The organism is Streptomyces sp. NPDC090798, from assembly GCF_044768965.1.
Classification (GTDB): domain Bacteria; phylum Actinomycetota; class Actinomycetes; order Streptomycetales; family Streptomycetaceae; genus Streptomyces.
Genome location: NZ_JBIVXA010000001.1, coordinates 435,223 through 453,705, shown reverse-complemented (window position 1 = coordinate 453,705; position 18,483 = coordinate 435,223). Strand labels below are relative to the sequence as shown.

The 18,483-nt window shown below is 70.8% G+C and carries 14 protein-coding genes and 1 pseudogene; 13 read left to right on the top strand and 2 right to left on the bottom strand.

Annotated elements, in window-relative coordinates; translation table 11 throughout:
• Positions 1–40 precede the first annotated feature (40 nt).
• Positions 41–577, bottom strand: a complete 537-nt coding sequence (locus ACIQTP_RS01935) for an HNH endonuclease (protein WP_067370302.1) — start codon at positions 575–577, stop codon at positions 41–43.
• A 259-nt stretch (positions 578–836) separates the two neighbouring features.
• On the opposite strand from ACIQTP_RS01935, the gene ACIQTP_RS01930 reads away from it, so the two are divergent.
• Together ACIQTP_RS01930 and ACIQTP_RS01925 are read left to right on the top strand one after the other, a co-directional pair.
• A complete protein-coding gene (locus ACIQTP_RS01930) occupies positions 837–1,955 on the top strand; it encodes a mechanosensitive ion channel family protein (RefSeq protein WP_403396071.1) in 1,119 nt (372 codons plus the stop codon).
• Between the two features lie 290 nt (positions 1,956–2,245).
• Positions 2,246–2,431, top strand: a pseudogene (locus tag ACIQTP_RS01925) (hypothetical protein); the annotation flags it as partial.
• 25 nt (positions 2,432–2,456) lie between these two features.
• Here the strand turns inward: ACIQTP_RS01925 and ACIQTP_RS01920 are convergent.
• Positions 2,457–2,912 (bottom strand): hypothetical protein, encoded by a 456-nt coding sequence (locus ACIQTP_RS01920; RefSeq protein WP_403395299.1) that lies wholly within the window; start codon positions 2,910–2,912, stop codon positions 2,457–2,459.
• A 432-nt stretch (positions 2,913–3,344) separates the two neighbouring features.
• Between ACIQTP_RS01920 and ACIQTP_RS01915 the strand changes: the two genes are divergently transcribed.
• From ACIQTP_RS01915 to ACIQTP_RS01865, 11 genes are all read left to right on the top strand, one after another.
• Positions 3,345–4,556 carry an ROK family transcriptional regulator gene (locus ACIQTP_RS01915; protein WP_403395298.1) on the top strand — a complete coding sequence of 404 codons (1,212 nt, stop codon included), beginning with the start codon at positions 3,345–3,347 and terminating at the stop codon, positions 4,554–4,556.
• Between the two features lie 84 nt (positions 4,557–4,640).
• Complete coding sequence (locus tag ACIQTP_RS01910) at positions 4,641–5,978, top strand: ABC transporter substrate-binding protein (RefSeq protein WP_403395296.1); 1,338 nt, start codon at positions 4,641–4,643, stop codon at positions 5,976–5,978.
• Positions 5,979–5,993: 15 nt separating this feature from the next.
• On the top strand, positions 5,994–6,935 hold the full coding sequence (locus ACIQTP_RS01905) for a carbohydrate ABC transporter permease (RefSeq protein WP_402051657.1): 942 nt from the start codon (positions 5,994–5,996) through the stop codon (positions 6,933–6,935).
• Positions 6,936–6,940: 5 nt separating this feature from the next.
• On the top strand, positions 6,941–7,834 hold the full coding sequence (locus ACIQTP_RS01900) for a carbohydrate ABC transporter permease (RefSeq protein WP_403395294.1): 894 nt from the start codon (positions 6,941–6,943) through the stop codon (positions 7,832–7,834).
• A 5-nt stretch (positions 7,835–7,839) separates the two neighbouring features.
• Positions 7,840–9,105, top strand: coding sequence for a 6-phospho-beta-glucosidase (locus ACIQTP_RS01895; protein WP_403395293.1), 1,266 nt, complete (start codon positions 7,840–7,842; stop codon positions 9,103–9,105).
• Positions 9,102–10,115 (top strand): N-acetylglucosamine kinase, encoded by a 1,014-nt coding sequence (locus tag ACIQTP_RS01890; RefSeq protein WP_403395291.1) that lies wholly within the window; start codon positions 9,102–9,104, stop codon positions 10,113–10,115. Before ACIQTP_RS01895 ends, ACIQTP_RS01890 begins: the two co-directional genes overlap by 4 nt.
• 424 nt (positions 10,116–10,539) lie before the next feature.
• A complete protein-coding gene (locus ACIQTP_RS01885) occupies positions 10,540–11,991 on the top strand; it encodes a hypothetical protein (protein ID WP_403396069.1) in 1,452 nt (483 codons plus the stop codon).
• Between the two features lie 29 nt (positions 11,992–12,020).
• Positions 12,021–13,040, top strand: coding sequence for a glutamate ABC transporter substrate-binding protein (locus ACIQTP_RS01880; RefSeq protein ID WP_403395289.1), 1,020 nt, complete (start codon positions 12,021–12,023; stop codon positions 13,038–13,040).
• A gap of 82 nt (positions 13,041–13,122) precedes the next feature.
• Positions 13,123–14,448 carry a hypothetical protein gene (locus tag ACIQTP_RS01875; protein WP_403395288.1) on the top strand — a complete coding sequence of 442 codons (1,326 nt, stop codon included), beginning with the start codon at positions 13,123–13,125 and terminating at the stop codon, positions 14,446–14,448.
• Positions 14,449–14,467: 19 nt separating this feature from the next.
• Positions 14,468–17,026 (top strand): tetratricopeptide repeat protein, encoded by a 2,559-nt coding sequence (locus ACIQTP_RS01870; RefSeq protein ID WP_403395286.1) that lies wholly within the window; start codon positions 14,468–14,470, stop codon positions 17,024–17,026.
• Positions 17,027–18,445 carry a protein phosphatase 2C domain-containing protein gene (locus tag ACIQTP_RS01865; RefSeq protein WP_403395284.1) on the top strand — a complete coding sequence of 473 codons (1,419 nt, stop codon included), beginning with the start codon at positions 17,027–17,029 and terminating at the stop codon, positions 18,443–18,445.
• Positions 18,446–18,483 lie beyond the last annotated feature (38 nt).

Below are 18,483 nucleotides of genomic sequence, written 5' to 3'. Positions count from 1 at the left end.
CACCGGTACCGGGGCCGGGGGAACACAAAGGCCCGGATCGTCAGGCGGAAATGCCGTCGATCCGGGCCATCGCATCCTCCGCGCCGTACGGCTGCAGGTAGGGCAGCCAGCGCGGGTCCCTATGCCCCGTTCCGATGATGCGCCAGGCGAGCCCCGTCGGCGGGGCGGGTTTGTGGCGCAGGCGCCAGCCGATCTCGACCAGGTGGCGGTCGGCCTTGGTGTGGTTGCAGCGGCGGCATGACGCCACCACGTTGTCCCAGGCGTGCTGACCTCCGCGGGAGCGCGGGATGACGTGGTCGACGCTGGTTGCGACGCCACCGCAGTACATGCACCGGCCGCCGTCGCGGGCGAACAGTGCCCGACGGGTCAGCGGAACGGGCCCCCGGTAAGGGACCCGTACGAACCTCTTCAGCCGGACCACGCTGGGTGCGGGGACAGTAACGGTTGCACTGTGCATAAAGGCGCCGGATTCCTCGAGGCAGATGGCCTTGTTCTCGAGGACGAGGACGAGCGCGCGGCGGAGCGGTACGACGCCGAGTGGCTCGTACGACGCGTTGAGGACCAGGACATGCGGCACGGATGCCTCCTTGTACGCCGGCGGCGCGTGGCTCGCGCCGGGACGATCTGCAGTCAGTCTCCCCTCTTGCCTGGTGGAAGCGCCACCATGTCCCGGTAACGGGCTGGGAGTGTTTTCGACCACACCCTCTTTCATCCCCAGGTGAGTACGGTCTCTCCCCCGAACATTGCAACGATCCACACACGATGCCCCGTTAGTGTGGTGGTTCTGCCCGCCGCTGCCCTCACATGTCCCCGAGCCGCGGGCGGACCGCTACGCCCTGGAGGTACCTGCCGTGTTCTTGACCGCCCTGTTGGCTTCGGGGTCCACCCCGTCGCCGTCCCCCTCGGCGACGACGGACCCGACGACCGCCACGCTTCAGGACGCCCAGCAGAGCGCGACCAACGCCGCCAGCTGGGTCGAGCAGAACTGGTCCACGTGGCTGGCGATCGGTCTGCGCGTCCTGTTGATCCTGGTGATCGCAGGGGTACTGAGAGTGGTGGTGCGGCGGGCTATCACCAAGCTCATAGATCGCATGACCCGCACGGTCCAGGCGGTCGACGGCACGGCCCTGGGCGGCCTGCTGGTGAACGTCGAGCGCCGCAGGCAGCGCTCGCAGGCGATCGGCTCGGTCCTTCGCTCGGTCGCGTCCTTCCTGATCATGGGCACCGCCGCGCTGATGATTCTGGGCACGTTCCAGATCAACCTGGCCCCGCTGCTCGCCTCCGCCGGTGTCGCGGGTGTGGCGATCGGTTTCGGCGCCCGCAACCTGGTCACGGACTTCCTCTCCGGCGTCTTCATGATCCTCGAGGACCAGTACGGCGTCGGCGACACGATCGACGCGGGGGTCGCCTCCGGCGAGGTCATAGAGGTGGGCCTGCGCGTGACGAAGCTGCGCGGCGACAACGGCGAGATCTGGTACGTCCGCAACGGCGAGGTCAAGCGCATCGGCAACCTCTCCCAGGGCTGGGCCACGGCCGGCGTCGACGTCACGGTCCGCTCCTCGGAGGACCTGGACCACGTCCAGTCCGTCCTGAACGAGGTCGCCGAGGCGATGACCAAGGAAGAGCCCTGGAACGAGCGCCTGTGGGGCCCGATCGAGGTCCTCGGCCTGGACAGCGTCCTGCTCGACTCGATGGTCGTCCGCCTCTCGGCGAAGACCATGCCCGGCAAGTCCCTCTCCGTCGAACGCGAACTCCGCTGGCGCGTCAAGCGCGCCTTCGACGCCGCGGACATCCGCATCGTCGGGGGCGCCACGGTGCCCCCGGAGGAGGAGCCCATCGACCCGACCGCCGCGGTGGCGGCCCCGTCGGTCCTCGGCAACCCGGCCTCCCCCCAGTCGGAGGCGACCGCCCCCATCCCGGCCCCCGCCTCGGCTCCGTCGACCACGCCGAAGTAGGCCGCGGCCGTACGTGAGAGGGGCCGGCTCCCGGGTGTTCCGGGAGCCGCCCCTCGCCTGTACGACACCTTGACCGTCGTAACGGTTCAGCACGCTCGCTCGAGTGAACGCTCACGCCGTTCCCCAGGTCGTACGGCGTACCGGTGCTCCCCGATCCTTGAGACGGCTCCGTTCCTGGAGGGCTGAGGCAGCTCGCGGTGTGTCAGACAGCCGGGGTCGCCGGGCCGGCGTCCGGGAGTGCTCGTGGCTGAGCTGTCGTGGTACGGCGTCCGGTGCGTCCTACGCCATCGGTCGCCCTCCAGTTCAAGGCCAGGGGCGCCACCGCCTACAAGACGGTCAAGACGGTGACCTCCGGCTCCAAGGGCGCCCTGACCACCACGATCAAGGCCTCAGCCGACGGTTCGTACCGCTACAGCTTCGCGGGCACGACCACCACGGGTGCCGCGACCACGGGCGACTACGTCGACGTGAAGTAGACGGGCCCGAGGCAGTCCCCAGGCCTCATCCGGCCCCCGCAGCAGGCGGACTCGTTCGCTGCGGGGTGCGTTTCATACGCCCGCCGGGAACCAGCGGCACGAGCGCGCACCACTTGGCTGCCTCACTTCTCTTCGGCCCCTCCTTGAGGCCGCCGAAGAGGTCGCAGTCCATCGCGGCGTTGACGCCGAGGATGTCCTTGACGGTCTCGACCAGCACCTTGGCCGCCGAGCTGACCTGCTGCTGGGCCCGGGAGTGCTGGGCCTCGGCCTCCCCGACAGCCTGGGCCGCCTGGCCCACCTCTGAGCTGCCACCGGGGCAGTAGGGGTCGTTGGCGCTGGGGCACCAGGCTCCGTCGCCCCGGGCGTTGCCGTGGACGTCGTAGTTCATCGAACGGCCGTTGCGGCATTCGTACAGGCCGGAGGGATCGGACAGAGGGACGGGGGTGTCGCTCGCGTACGCGGACCCGTTTCCCCGGGCCACTTTCCGTTCTCGGGCGTGAGTTTGCCGCGAGGGGCACCGTAAGGATCGCCGCGCCGCTGGGTGACGGCGCCGCGGGTGGCGCCGACGGCCAGTTCGCCCGTACGCGGCGCGCCTTCCCTTCCGCGACCGCTCGCCGCGCCGGTTGAGCCGAGCTCGTCACGCCAAGCGCCAGTCATGGGATTGCACATCACACACCATGAACCCCAAGGAACTCCCACGAAACAGGCCCCCAAGAGATGACCGGTTCCACCACCCCATCCAGGTAACGAGTTGATTGCCCGACGGCGCCCGCCATTGACGGCCCCAGGGCCCGCGGCCTACCTTCCTCCCACCAATAGGAAACTTTCCTAACAATGATCTTGCAGTGGACTTCCCCGTGGCCACCCTGGGAAGCTGAGCGACTGGGCAGTTGAAAGGCAGGTGTCGACAAACATGGCAGGATCCGCCGGTACGCCGGGCACCCCGCGCGTCCTGCGCGCCATGAACGACCGCGCCGCCCTCGATCTGCTGCTCGCGCACGGACCGCTCTCACGGACCAGGATCGGGAAGCTGACCGGGCTGTCCAAGCCCACCGCCTCCCAGCTCCTCGCCCGGCTGGAGGCCGCCGGACTCGTGCTGGCCACCGGCACGAGCGAGGGGCGGCCCGGTCCCAACGCCCAGTTGTACGCAGTCGATCCGAGGGCCGCCCACGCGGCGGGCCTGGACGTCACGCCCGAGCGCATCCTCGCCGCCGTCGCCGATGTCACCGGCCGCACCGTGGGCGAGTACGAGCTGCCCACCCCGGGCCGGCGCCCCGCGCAGCCCGTCGTACGGCAGGTCACCGACGCCCTCGACGGCGCGGTGAAGGCGGCGGGGCTGGCCCGCGGCGACGTCCACCGGCTCGTCATCGGCACACCCGGCGCCTTCGACCCCAACACCGGCCGCCTGCGGTACGCCTCCCACCTGCCCGGCTGGCACTCCCCCAGCCTCCTCGACGAGCTCGCGGCCGCGCTGCCGATGCCCGTCGAGTACGAGAACGACGTCAACCTGGTGGCCATCGCCGAGCAGCGGCTCGGGGCGGCGCGGGGACACGAGGACTTCGTACTGCTGTGGAACGAGGGCGGCCTCGGCGCCGCCCTCGTCCTCGGCGGGCGGCTGCACCGCGGCTGGACCGGCGGCGCGGGCGAGGTCGGCTTCCTGCCCGTGCCCGGCGCACCCCTGGTACGCCAGGTAACCAAGGCCAACAGCGGTGGCTACCAGGAGCTGGCCGGCTCCCAGGCCATTCCCCAGCTCGCCCGCGAGCTGGGCATCCAGCCGGTGCCGACCGGGCCCTACGCCGAGGTCGCCGCCGCCCTCGTCGCACAGGCCGCCCGCATCAACGAGGGGCCACACCTGCGGCTCCTGGAGACGTACGCGACCGGTCTCGCCACCGGTCTCGCCTCACTCGTCTCCGTGCTCGACCCCGAACTCGTCGTGCTCAGCGGCGCCTCGCTCACCGCCGGCGGCGAACCACTGCGCACCCTGGTGCAGGCCGAGCTGGAGGAGCTGGCCGCCTCCCGACCGCGCCTCGTGGTCGGCGACGTACACGAACACCCCGTGCTGCGCGGCGCGTTGGAGAGCGCGCTGGCGGCCACCCGCGACGAGGTCTTCGACACCTCCCGCTGAGCCCCACCCCTCGACCGACTTCCCCGTCCCGCGAACCGTCCCGCGAACACCACCACCGCCGCCCTGCCCTAGGGAGACCCCGTCATGCCCGGAATATCCAGGAAAGTCGCCACTGCTCTCGCCGCTTCCGCCTCGCTCGCCCTCCTCACCACCGCCTGTACCGGCCAGTCGTCCTCGGGCGCGAGCGACGACGCCTCCAAGGACACGACGATCAACTTCTGGCACGCCTGGAGCGCGCCCGGAGAGATCGCGGGCGTGAAGGCCCTGGTCGCGGGCTTCGAGAAGACGCACCCCAACATCCACGTCAACATCGTCGCCAACGTGACCGACGACAAGATCAACCAGGCCCTGCGCTCCGGCGGTGACAAGGCTCCCGACGTGATCTCCTCGTTCACCACCAACAACGTGGGCAAGTTCTGTTCCTCCGGTGCGCTGGTCGATCTCAGCCCCTTCTTCAAGAAGGCGGGAATCGACCCGGCGACGACCTTCCCGAAGGCGATGAACGAGTACACCCAGTTCGACGGCAACCGCTGTACGGTGCCGCTGCTCGGTGACGCGTACGGCCTCTACTACAACAAGAACGAATTCAAGAAGGCCGGGATCGCCGGCCCCCCGAAGACCTGGTCCGAATTCGAGGCGGACGCGAAGAAGCTCACCGTCTCCCAGGGCGACTCCTACTCCCAGTTGGGCTTCATGCCGAACTACCACGGCTGGGAGTCCACCACCGAGCACTACTTCGGCCAGTTCTCCCCGACGTACTTCGACAGCAGCGGCAAGTCGAACCTCGCCAAGGACCCCGCGTTCACCGCCGGATTCACCCTCCAGAAGAAGCTCGTCGACGAACTCGGCGGCTACCAGAAGCTGGAGAAGTACCGCTCCAAGCTCGGTGACGAATGGGGCCCCAAGCACCCCTTCCACACCGGCCAGGTCGCCATGCAGCTGGACGGCGAATGGCGGCTCGGCATGGCCGAGGACGCCAAGCCGGACTTCGAGATCGGCGTCGCCCCGCTGCCCGTTCCCGACGACCAGGCCGACCAGTACGGCAAGGGCTACATCACCGGCACCATCGCGGGCATCGCGGCCACCAGCAAGAAGCAGAACGCGGCCTGGGAACTGGTCAAATACATGACCACGGACACGGACGCGGTGGTCGGTTTCGCCAACGCCATTCACAATGTGCCCTCCACACTGGCCGCGCTCAAGTCGCCGAAGCTGAAGTACGACCCGCGTTTCAAGACGTTCCTGGACATCGCGTCGAACCCGAACTCGACGACGACTCCCGCGTCCATCAACGGCGGCACCTACCTCGTGACGATCCAGCAGTTCGGATACGACTACGAGAGCGGCAAGGCGAAGGATCTGAAGGCGGGTCTGCAAAAGACCGCCGCGCAGATCGACACGGACATCGCGCAGGCGAAGTAGCAGACGGGCACGGACATGAGCACCGTCACACTGGCCTCGAAGCGGCGCCGATCGGCGCTGCGCACCCTCGCCTTCATGTCGCCGTGGCTGATCGGCTTCGCGGTCTTCTTCGCCTATCCGCTGATCTCGACCGTCTATTTCTCGTTCATGCACTACGACGGCTTCAAACCGCCGACGTGGAGCGGGACGAAGAACTGGACCTACGTCTTCGAGCACTACCCGCTGTTCTGGCCCGCGCTGCGCAACACCCTGTGGCTGGTGCTGGTCATGGTCACCCTGCGGGTCGTCTTCGGACTAGGCGTGGGCCTGCTGATCACGAAGATCAAGACGGGCACGGGTGTCTTCCGCACCCTCTTCTACCTCCCCTACCTCGCCCCGCCCGTCGCCGCGACGATGGCCTTCGCCTTCCTCCTCAACCCCGGTACGGGACCGGTCAACTCGGTCCTGGAGAAGGTCGGCATCCCGGCCCCCGGCTGGTTCAACGACCCCAGCTGGTCCAAGCCGGCCCTCACCCTGCTGGCCCTGTGGGGCATCGGCGACCTGATGGTCATCTTCATGGCCGCGCTGCTCGACGTACCGACGGAGCAGTACGAGGCGGCGGAGCTGGACGGCGCCTCGGCCTGGCAGCGGTTCCGGTACGTCACGCTGCCGAACATCTCGCCGATCGTGATGTTCTCCGTGGTCACCGGAGTGATCCAGACCATGCAGTACTACACCCAGCCACTGATCGCCGGGAAGGTCGCGTCGGGCGTCATCCAGGGCGCCGGTACGCAGTTCGAACCCGGCTACCCCGACAAGTCGACGCTCACCCTGCCGCAGCTCGTCTACAACCTCGGCTTCCAGCGCTTCGACTACGGCTCCGCCTGTGTGGTCGCGCTCGTGCTCTTCGCCCTGTCCATGGTGTTCACCGCGTTCCTGATGCGGCGCCGGGGCGGTCTCATCCAGGCAGGGGACTGACACCCATGACACAAGTACTCGACAAGCCCGTGGAGTTGCGGGCCCCGGTCTCGCCCGCCGAGCGCACCGCCCGCCGCAAGGCCCTCCTGGAGTGGGTCGCGATCCACTCCCTCGGCGTCGCCGCCGCCCTCTTCTTCGTCCTCCCCTTCGTCTTCGTCTTCCTGACCTCCCTGATGAGCGACTCGCAGGCACTCAGCCGCGATCTCATCCCGCACACCTGGGAGTGGGGCAACTACAAGAAGGTCTTCGACACCCCCGGCTTCCTCACCTGGTGGAAGAACACACTGCTGTACGCCGGTGCCGGTACCGCCTTGACGGTCGTGTCGTCGATCCCCGTCGCGTACGCCCTCGCCAAGTTCCGCTTCCGGGGCCGGAACCTGTCACTGATGCTGGTCATCTCGATGATGATGCTGCCGCCGCAGGTCGTCATCATCCCGATGTACCTCTTTTGGGCGAAACAACTGGACCTGTCCGGCACGCTGTGGCCGCTGATCATCCCGATGGCCTTCGGCGACGCGTTCTCCATCTTCCTGCTCCGCCAGTTCCTGATGACCATCCCGAACGAGTACCTCGACGCGGCGAAGGTCGACGGCTGCGGGGACCTGAGGACCCTGCTCAAGGTCGTCCTGCCGATGGCGAAGCCGGGGATCGCCGCCGTGGCCCTCTTCCAGTTCTTCTACGCCTGGAACGACTACTTCGGCCCGCAGATCTACGCCTCCGAGAACCCCGGCGCCTGGACCCTCTCCTACGGACTGGAGTCGTTCAAGGGCGCGCACCACACCGACTGGAACCTCACCATGGCCGCGACCGTGCTGGTCATGGCCCCCGTGATCCTCGTGTTCTTCTTCGCACAGAAGGCATTCGTCGAGGGCGTCACGCTCACCGGAGTGAAGGGTTGACACACATGAAACTCACCGTGGTCGGCGGAGGGTCGACCTACACACCCGAACTCATCGACGGCTTCGCCCGGTTGCGGGACACCCTGCCCGTCGAGGAACTGGTCCTCGTCGACCCGGCCGCCGACCGCCTCGAGCTGGTGGGCGGCCTGGCGCGACGCATCTTCGCCAAGCAGGAGCACCCCGGCCGGATCGTCACGACCTCCGACCTGGACGCGGGCGTCGAGGGCGCCGACGCGGTCCTGCTCCAGTTGCGCGTCGGCGGCCAGGCGGCCCGCGAGCAGGACGAGACCTGGCCCCTGGAGTGCGGGTGCATCGGCCAGGAGACGACGGGCGCGGGCGGTCTTGCGAAGGCGCTGCGCACGGTGCCGGTGGTGCTGGACATCGCGGAGCGCGTCCGCCGTACCAACCCCGACGCCTGGATCATCGACTTCACCAACCCGGTCGGGATCGTGACGCGCGCGCTGCTCCAGGCGGGCCACAGGACGGTCGGGCTGTGCAACGTGGCGATCGGCTTCCAGCGGAAGTTCGCCGGAATGCTCGGGGTCGCCCCCATGGACCTCCATCTGGACCACGTGGGCCTCAACCACCTCAGCTGGGAGACCGGGGTGCGCCTCGGCGGCCCCGAGGGCGAGAACGTCCTGCCGAAGCTGCTGGCCGAACACGGCGACACGATCGCCGACGACCTGCGCCTGCCGCGCACCCTCGTCGACCGTCTGGGCGTGGTCCCCTCCTACTACCTGCGCTACTTCTACGCGCACGACGAGGTCGTACGAGAGCTGCGGACGAAACCGTCACGGGCGGCGGAGGTCGCCGCGATGGAGCGGGAGTTGCTGAAGATGTACGGCGATCCGGCGCTCGACGAGAAGCCGGAGCTGCTCGCCAAGCGGGGCGGCGCGTACTACTCCGAGGCGGCCGTCGACCTCGCCGCCGCGCTGCTCGGCGGGGGCGGCAGCCCCTACCAGGTGGTCAACACCTACAACAAGGGCACCTTGCCCTTCCTCCCGGACGATGCCGTGATCGAGGTGCAGGCGGCCGTCGGTCCGCACGGCCCGACCCCACTGCCGGTCCTGCCGGTCGACCCCCTGTACGCGGGGCTGATGGCGGCCGTGACGTCCTATGAGGACCTGGCCCTGGAAGCCGCCCTGCGCGGCGGCCGCGACCGGGTCTTCCGGACCCTCCTCGCCCACCCCCTCATCGGCCAGTACGAGTACGCCGACGCCCTCACCGACCAACTGATCGCGCACAACCGGGAGCACCTCGCGTGGGCATGACGTCATCCGGACCCGGCGCCGGGACGGCCGCCGGATCCGACCCCGCGGGCATGGTCCTGGCCATCGACGCGGGGAACAGCAAGACCGACGTCGCGGTCGTGTCCTCGGACGGGCGGGTGATCGGGGCCGCGCGCGGCGGGGGATTCCGGCCGCCGACGGTCGGGGTCGCCACGGCCGTGGATGCCGTGGGCGAGGCCGTCGCCCGCGCCTTCGCCGAGGCGGGCGTCGACTCCGTGGCCCATGTCTCGGCCTGCCTCGCCAACGCCGATCTTCCCGTGGAGGAGGAACAGTTGGCGGCCGCGCTGCACGCGCGCGCGTGGGGCACGAGCGTGGAGGTGCGCAACGACACGTTCGCGATCCTGCGCGCCGGGATAGCGGAGCCGCGCGGGGTCGCCGTCGTGTGCGGCGCGGGTATCAACTGCGTCGGCATGCGCCCCGACGGCCGCACCGCCCGTTTCCCGGCGCTCGGCCGGATCTCCGGGGACTGGGGCGGGGGTTGGGGCCTGGCGGAGGAGGCCCTGTGGCACGCGGCCCGCGCGGAGGACTGCCGGGGCGGCCCCACGGCCCTGTCCCACACCCTCCCGGCCCACTTCGGTCTGTCCTCCATGTACGCCCTGATCGAGGCGCTGCACCTGGAGCACATCGAGCACGACCGCCGGCATGAACTGACACCGGTGCTGTTCGCGACGGCGGCGGAGGGCGACGAATGCGCTCGCGCTCTCGTGGACCGGCTCGCCGACGAGGTCGTCGCGATGGCCACGGTCGCTCTGACCCGGCTCGACCTCCTCGCCGAGGAGACCCCCGTCCTCCTGGGGGGCGGTGTCCTTGCCGCCCGCCATCCCCAACTCGACGACCGGATCCGCGAACTCCTGTCGGCCCGGGCCCCGAAGGCGGTTCCCCACGTGATCTCGTCCCGCCCCGTGCTGGGCGCCGCCCTCCTGGGCCTGGACCACGTCCACGCCCCCACCGAGGTCCACACCCGCGTACGGGCCTTCTACGAGGGGGGTTGAGCGTCAGCCCCCATCAAACGCCGGACAGCCCCAGACCTTTAGGGGCGCGGGGAACTGCGCGACCAGCCCCCACGCACCCGCACCCGAAAAGGCCACCCCTCGCACACACCCCGCGTACCGGCGCATTCGAAAGGGAACCGAACACACACCGGCCGCGTATTCATGGTCAGGGGGGCAGCGCGGAGCGCCGCGGTCGCGCTGCCGTCCGAACGGGCCACCGCTGTACGAAGGGTGGGCTGCAATCCGAACAAGATCGAGTCAAGGCCTGTGCGGATGTCAGTCCCGACGGCGATACTTGCGGCCGTGCACCTCTCTTCGTGCTCCCGCGCACGCGGGGAGGTGACCGACGGATGACCATGGGGGAGGTCAAGTGACACAGCCGCCGAAGGGCACGGCGCCACCGGGGCAGCCGGCCACGCCCACGATGCCGGCCGTCCCGCCGCAGTCCGGCGCGACAGCGGGCCAGTACGGCGTGACGGCGACAGCGACGGCGCCGCGGTCCGGGCCCCCCTCGCCACCGGGCAGACCCGCCACGCCCGACACCGCCCCCGCACGCCGCACCGCCTGGGCGGAGGGCGTGGACCGCCTGCGCGCCGCGGCGACGACGGAACCGGGCCGGCTGCGCCTCATCGGCGCCGTCCTCGCCCTCCTGGTCGTCGCGTTCGGCACGGTCACCGCCTGGCAGATGACGGAGCGTTCCAGCGCGGCGGACGACGTGCTGCACAGCAGCCAGCCGCTGAGCGCCGGCGCCGCGGACATCTACCGTTCGCTCGCGGACGCCAACACCGCGGCCTCCAGCGGCTTCCTCGCGGGCGGCCAGGAGAGCGCGGACACCCGCGACCGGTACGAGAAGGACATCCGGACGGCCGCGCAGGGGCTGATCACCGCCGCCGCCAACTCCGACCCGGGATCGCCGTCCACGGACACGATCGCCAAGCTCAACAAGCTGCTGCCGGAGTACAAGGGCCTGATCGAGCGGGCCCGCGCCAACAACCGGCAGGGCTATCCGCTCGGCGGCGCGTATCTGCGGTACGCGAACGAGAAGATGCAGCAGCAGATGCTCCCCGCGGCCGAGGAGCTCTACAAGCGGGAGAACGCCCGGCTGAGCGCCGACTACTCCGACGCGAAGCCCTACCCGTGGGCCGCGATCGGTCTCGGCGTCCTCGCGCTCGGCGGGCTCTTCTGGGCCCAGCGACGCCATTACCACCGTACGAACCGGGTGTTGAACCAGGGACTGGTCGCCGCCACGGCCGCCTCCGCGGTGGTGCTGCTCTGGCTGGTGGTCGGGCACAGCGTGGCCCGGGCCGGACTGAACTCCTCCTACGACCACGGGGTCCGCTCGCTGAACGTGCTGCACGACGCCCGGATCGCCTCCCTGAAGGCGCGGGGCAACGAGAACCTGACGCTGGTCAGCCGGGGCGCGGAGACCAAGCAGGTGTCCGCGACGGAGGTCATGGACCTCTACGACTACGACTTCCAGCAGGACATGAAGACCCTCACCAAGGGCCTGACGCTGGCCGAGGGCCTCGCCGACGACACGGCGGGCAAGAAGCCCGTCGAAGCCGCGACGGCCAACATGAAGGTCTGGAAGTCCCGCCACCAGGAGGCCCGCACGGCCGACGACGCGGGCGACTACCAGGGCGCTTTGAACAAGGTGATCGGCTCGGCGGCCGACAAGCCGACCGGTGAGTGCTTCGACGGCGTGGACACCAACCTCGCGGCGGCGCTGACGCACGAGGAGAGTGAGTTCAAGCAGGCGGCCGGCAACGGCCGGGACGCGATGAGCGGGCTCCCCGCGGGCGCGGCCGTCCTCGCGGTGCTGGCCGCGGCGGGCGCGCTGCTCGGCATCGGGCGCAGGCTTTCGGAGTACCGGTGAGAGGGGAAGCGGTGAAAGGGGGCATGGCGATGACTGCACGACGTCTGAGGGCGAGCCTGAAGGGCTGGGGCGGCGTGGGAGCGATGGCCCTCGCCCTGGTCGTCACCGCGGTCTTCGCCCTGCTGCTGCCGCTGAGCAGCGCCCACGGGGACGGCAGCACGGGCACCGGCGGCCAGGGCGTGGGCCAGGGCATCCAGGCGAGGGCCGACACGTGCACCGACCCACAGGACCAGAGCCCCGCCCCGTCCTCCGACGACAGCGGCAAGACGATCACGGCCATCAAGCAGCGCGGCTATCTGTCGGTCGGCGTCGACCAGAACAGCTACCGCTGGGGCTACCGCGATCCGAACAACACGGCGAAGAGCAGCGACCTGGAGGGCTTCGACATCGATCTCGCGCACGAGATCGCGAAGGACATCCTCGGCGACCCGAACGCCGTCCGCTTCCACGCCATCCCCACCAACCAGCGCATCCCCGCGATCAAGTCCGGTCAGGTCGACATGGTGGTGCGCACCATGACGATCACCTGCTCCCGCCTCAAGGACGTGGCCTTCTCCGCCCCCTACTTCCTGACCGGACAGCAGGTACTGGCCCCCAAGACCTCGGGCATCACGGGGTACGACAAGACGCTGGCGGGCCGGCGTATCTGCTCGGCGGCGGGCTCGACGGCGTACGACAGACTGTCGGCCGACAAGAAGGCGGGCACGCTCGCCTCCTCCGCGGACATCACCACCACGGTGCCCAACCAACTCGACTGCCTGGTACGGCTGCAGCTCGGTCAGGTCGACGCCGTGGTGACCGACGGCGCGCTCGCCGCCAGCCAGGCGGCGCAGGACCCGACGGTCGAGCTGAAGGGCAAGACCTTCACCGACGACTACTACGGCGTGGCGATGAAGTTGGGCGCCGACGATCTGGTACGCCGGGTCAACCAGGTGCTCGTGGACTACCGCAAGAGCGGCGGCTGGCAGGCCTCGTACACCAAGTGGCTGTCCGCGACCCTGAAGGCGGACTCCCCGTCGGCGACTCCGCCGACGGCGCACTACAAGTAACGGACACCGGGTAACGGCAGCGCGGACGACGCGGCCGGCGGGAACGCAAGCGACGGGCACGACCGAGAGCGAGAGGTGATCGATGGGCGTCACGGGACCCACCGGGCCGGTTATGGACCGGGACGAGGTGGACCGTGCGCTGGCGCGGCTCGGCGCGGAGCACGAGGCCATCGAGACCTCGCTCCTCGCCCTGCAGGACCACGCGGGCCGCAGACTCCTCGAAGGCGCCGAGCTCACGGGCACGACCAACGAGCGCTGGTCGACCGCGGACGCGTCGATCACGCTGCTGTGGGCGTACTTCGACGCGTACACGGACGCGCTGCGCTCCGCCCGCGACATCCGTTCCCGGCGGCGCTGGTCGAGCCGTGAGGACCTGGTCGAGCTGACCGAGCTGCTGCGCGGCGCGAGCATCACGGTCGCCGGCTCCACCACCGCCGCGGCGAACGCGCCGACACTCGCCGGCACCGGCAAGCTCAGCGAGCGGTTCTCGCTGGTCGCGCTGGTGGAGCGGATGAACGAGCTGTACGCGTCCTCGCTCGACATGGTCGTCGCAGCGGACGCCGTCTGGTCCGCGCTGCCCGCCCGGATCGATTTACTGGCCGCGGAGCTCCAGCGCACCCGCCAGCTCGCGCACTCCGTGGGCGTACGCCCCGGTGAGCACCCGGCGGGCGACGACCTGGAGCGGATCACCCGGACGCTGACCACCCTGCGTCAGCAGGTCGTCTCCGACCCGCTGGCCTTCTGGGTGCCCGCGAAGGGCAGTTCGGCGCCCGGCGGCGGGCGTCCCGACACGACGACGTACGACCGCGAGGCGCGCGCCCTGGAGGACGTGCGCCGGGAGATCGACGCGGTGCTCACCGTCCGCCAGGACGCGGAGGCCCGTCTCGTGCGGCTGCGGGACGTGCTCAGCCGCGCCGACCGCACGCTCGCGGAGGCGAGGAGCGCCCGCGGTGAGGTGCTGGCGAAGATCGCCGCGTCCGAGGTGCCGGCCGTCAGTGGGCCGCCGACGGTGCTGCAGGAGCAGTTGGCGACGGCCGCGGAGTACCGCAGACACGCCCAGTGGCACCGTCTCTCGCCCCTCCTGGAAGCGCTGGAGGAGAAGGCCGAGGACGAGCTGCTGCGCGCCCGCGAGTCGTTGACCGCGGTCACCGCGCCGCTGGCGGTCCGCGCGGAGCTGCGCGGCCGCCTCGACGCGTACAAGGCGAAAGTGGCCCGGCACGGCCTCGCGGAGGACCCGTTCCTCGTCGAGCGCTACGACGCGGCCCGGCGCATGCTGTGGAGCGCGCCCTGCGATCTGCGGGTGGCGGAGGAGGCGGTGCTGCGCTACCAGCGGGCCGCCGTCGATCTGCTCAGCCCGCGGGTGCCCGAACAGGGCGGGCCCACCGACCGTAGGGGGCCCCACGCGTGAGCGTTGAAGGTGATGCAGTGTGAGTGAGCAGCAGAAGTGCCAACGGCCCGGGTGCTCGGGGTCGTACGAGGACGTGGGCGGCGGCGAGCTGTACTGCGACACGTGCGGTCTGGCACCCGTCGTCGCGGGGAACGGCATGGTGGGCTCGCCCCCGACCGGACTCACCGCGGGCGGCAAGAGCTCGCGCGGCTCCGGCAGCAGCTCGCGGGCGAGTTCCCGCAGCTCCAGTTCCCGTACGTCCTCGCGCTCCTCCCAGTCGCGGCGCTCGGTCTCCGGACGCCTGTCGCGCTCGCTGTCCGGCAACGCGACCGGCCGCTCGGTGTCGGTGCGCAGCTCGGGCTCGACCGCCGCCTCAAGTGGCCGCGGCCGGCTCGGCGTCGGGCTTGTGCAGGTGCCGGACGTGCCGCGGCCCGACCCGCGCGCGATGGTGCTGGAGAACCCGGAGGTGCCCGAGCGGAAGCGGTTCTGCTCGCGCTCCGACTGCGGGGCGCCGGTGGGCCGTTCGCGCGGTGAGCGGGTGGGGCGCACCGAGGGGTTCTGCACCAAGTGCGGTCACCCGTACTCGTTCGTGCCGAAGCTGCACACGGGCGACATCGTGCACGGCCAGTACGAGGTGGTGGGCTGTCTCGCGCACGGCGGGCTCGGCTGGGTCTACCTCGCGGTCGACCGCGCGGTCTCCGACCGCTGGGTGGTCCTCAAGGGCCTGCTCGACACCGGCGACCAGGACGCGATGGCGGCGGCGATCTCCGAGCGGCGCTTCCTCGCGGAGATCGAGCACGCCAACATCGTGCGGATCTACAACTTCGTGGAGCACCTGGACCAGCGGACGGGTTCGCTGGACGGGTACATCGTCATGGAGTACGTCGGCGGCAAGTCGCTGAAGGAGATCGCCAACGGGCGCCGGACGGCGGACGGGAAGCGCGATCCGCTGCCGGTGGAGCAGGCCTGCGCGTACGGGATCGAGGCCCTGGAGGCGCTCGGCCATCTGCACAGCCGCAATCTGCTCTACTGCGACTTCAAGGTCGACAACGCGATCCAGACCGAGGACCAGCTCAAGCTGATCGACATGGGCGCGGTGCGCAGGATGGACGACGACGAGTCGGCCATCTACGGCACGGTGGGCTACCAGGCGCCGGAGGTGGCCGAGGTCGGTCCCTCGGTGGCGAGTGACCTCTACACGGTCGCCCGCACGCTGGCCGTGCTGACCTTCGACTTCCAGGGGTACACGAACGTCTTCGTGGACTCCCTGCCGGACCCGGACAACATCGAGGTCTTCCGGACGTACGAGTCCTTCTACCGGCTCCTGGTGCGCGCCACCGACCCCGATCCGGCACGCCGGTTCGCGTCCGCGCAGGAGATGGCGGAGCAGCTGACGGGTGTGCTCAGGGAGGTCGTGTCCCTCCAGACGGGGCGGGCGCGCCCGGCCCTGTCCACCCTGTTCGGGCCGGAGTTGAAGGTCACGGACACGGAGTTGTTCGGGAAGCTGGACGGAGACGTGTCACGGCTGGGGGCACGCGCGGTGCCGCTGCGGGGGAGAAAGCGCGCGCCCGCGCCACCCCCCGGCGCCAACGGAGCAGGGGTGAACGGCACCCCGCCGCTCCCCCTGGCCCCCGCTCCGGTCCCGGCCGCTCTGGTCAAGCCGCTGAACGCCGCGGCGACCGCGCTCGCGCTGCCGGTCCCCCGGGTCGACCCGGGTGACCCCAACGCCGGTTTCCTCGCGGGCCTGATGGCCTCGGCGCCCGCGGAGCTGATCACCGCGCTGCACGCGGCGCCCACCGGCTCTCTGGAGCTGCGCCTGCGCGAGCTGCGGGCCCGGCTGGAGATGGGCGAACTGGCCAGTGCGAGCAGGGCACTGGAGGCGCTGGAGGCGGACCACCCCGACGACTGGCGGGTGGTCTGGTACCGGGGCGTCGCGGCCCTGGCGAACGGGGAGCACGAGACCGCGGCGCTGTCCTTCGACGCGATCTACGACGCCTTCCCGGGCGAGCCCGCGCCGAAGCTGGCCCTCGGCCTGTGCGCGGAGGTGCTCGGGCAGCTGGACAACGCGGCCGAGTACTACCGCCTGGTGTGGACGACCGACCCCAGCTATGTCAGCTCGGCGTTCGGCCTGGCCCGCGTGCAGCTCGCGGCGGGCGACCGCCGCGGCTCCGTACGCACACTGGAGTCCGTACCGGAGTCGTCGATCCACTACACGGCGGCGCGGGTCGCGGCCGTGCGGGCGCGGCTGCGGCAGCGGCTGGCCGAGGAGGCGGCGGCAGCGGCGTTCCTGGACGATCTGACCGCCGCCGCGGGCCAGGTCGAGGCTCTGGACGGATACGGTCTGGACGCGGTGCGACGCGAGCAGTTGTCGACGGAAGTCCTTGGCTGCGCCCTGGACTGGGTACTCTCCGGTAGCCAGAGTTCCGCCCCGCACTCCGGCGGCGGACGGGTGCTGCTCGGCAGTGAGGTGGACGAGCGCGGTCTGCGTTTCGCACTGGAGCGTTCGTACCGCACGCTGGCCCGCCTCGCGCAGGGCGGCGAGGAGAGGATCGACCTGGTGGAACGTGCCAACCGTTACCGCCCCCGGACGTGGGTGTGATTGATGTCCCAGATGCCCCAGCCGACGGCCCTTTCGCGGTGCCCCAGTTGCGAGGAGCCCCTGGAGGCGGGTGACCGTTTCTGCGGTGCGTGCGGGTACGACCTGTCGGCGGTGCCCGAACCGCCCCAGGACCACCCCACGATCGCCATGAACGGCTCGTCGACACGCACCTCCGAGGCCGCCGCGTCCCTGGACTGGCCCCTCGCGCCGGAGCCGGCGAGCTCCGACACGCCCGCGCCGGTGCACCGGGCGACCGACATCCGGGGCACGGACTCGGGCGGCTCCGAACTCCCCCACCCGGACACGGAGTCCCCGGGGGCCCAGCGGCCGGGCGGCCACCCCTCGGGCGCACAGCCTGCGGGCGGGCAGCCTTCGGGCGTACGGTTCGACCGGCCCCCGGAGCCCGACGAGTACCCGCTCGCCCCGCCGGGCGAGGCCCCCGCCGGGCCCGTCGTCGATCCGCGGACCGCCGACCTCGGCGCACCCGTGACGCCCCCCGCGGGCACCAAACTGTGCGTCGCCTGCCGCTCCGGCCAGGTGGACAGCGACGGCTACTGCGAGAACTGCGGACACGCCCAGCCGCGCGAACGGGACCACATGGAGCAGGAGTTGGGTGCGGTGGCCGCGGTCAGTGACCGGGGTCTGCGCCACCATCGCAACGAGGACGCGTTCGCGATCTCCTCGACCGCGCTGCCGGACGGCTCCCCCGCGGTCGTCGCGATCGTCTGCGACGGGGTCTCCTCGGCGACCCGTCCCGACGAGGCCTCGCTCGCCGCGTCGCGGGCGGCGGCCGAGGCGCTGCTGACGGCGCTGCCGCTCGGCACCCACCCGCAGCAGGCCATGCACGAGGCGATCCTCGCGGCCTCCGAGGCCGTCAACTCGCTGGCCGAGGCGCCCCCCGCGCACGAGGAGCACGCCCCGCACCAGAACGCGCCCGCCTGCACCCTCGTCGGCGCCGTCGTCACCCCCGCCCTGCTCATCGTCGGCTGGGTCGGCGACAGCCGTGCCTACTGGGTCCCCGTCGACCGGAGTTCACCCCCCGCCCGGCTCACCGAGGACGACTCGTGGGCCGCGCAGATGGTCGCCGCGGGCCTGATGAGCGAGGCGCAGGCGTACGCCGACGAGCGCGCCCACGCCATCACGGGCTGGCTCGGCGCGGACGCGTACGAACTGGAGCCGCACACCGCTTCTTTCAAGCCGGACCGGCCGGGTGTGGTGGTGGTGTGCACCGACGGACTGTGGAACTACGCGGAGGCGGCCGAGGAGATGGCCGAGGTCGTGCCACTGGACGCCGCCGAAAGGCCCCTGCACAGCGCCCAGGTCCTGGTGGGTCACGCCCTGGACGGCGGGGGCCACGACAACGTAACAGTGGCCGTCGTGCCGTTCCCGGCCCCGCCGCAGGGGGCAGGATCGGCCTGAGGCCGCGAAAAGGCGCAATCCGTGCCCACGGGGACGGC

Coding starts and splice junctions, on each gene's coding strand:
- ACIQTP_RS01915 (WP_403395298.1), top strand. CDS start 3,345: ATGGCAGGATCCGCCGGTACGCCGGGCACCCCGCGCGTCCTGCGCGCC.
- ACIQTP_RS01910 (WP_403395296.1), top strand. CDS start 4,641: ATGCCCGGAATATCCAGGAAAGTCGCCACTGCTCTCGCCGCTTCCGCC.
- ACIQTP_RS01905 (WP_402051657.1), top strand. CDS start 5,994: ATGAGCACCGTCACACTGGCCTCGAAGCGGCGCCGATCGGCGCTGCGC.
- ACIQTP_RS01900 (WP_403395294.1), top strand. CDS start 6,941: ATGACACAAGTACTCGACAAGCCCGTGGAGTTGCGGGCCCCGGTCTCG.
- ACIQTP_RS01895 (WP_403395293.1), top strand. CDS start 7,840: ATGAAACTCACCGTGGTCGGCGGAGGGTCGACCTACACACCCGAACTC.
- ACIQTP_RS01890 (WP_403395291.1), top strand. CDS start 9,102: ATGACGTCATCCGGACCCGGCGCCGGGACGGCCGCCGGATCCGACCCC.
- ACIQTP_RS01885 (WP_403396069.1), top strand. CDS start 10,540: ATGCCGGCCGTCCCGCCGCAGTCCGGCGCGACAGCGGGCCAGTACGGC.
- ACIQTP_RS01880 (WP_403395289.1), top strand. CDS start 12,021: ATGACTGCACGACGTCTGAGGGCGAGCCTGAAGGGCTGGGGCGGCGTG.
- ACIQTP_RS01875 (WP_403395288.1), top strand. CDS start 13,123: ATGGGCGTCACGGGACCCACCGGGCCGGTTATGGACCGGGACGAGGTG.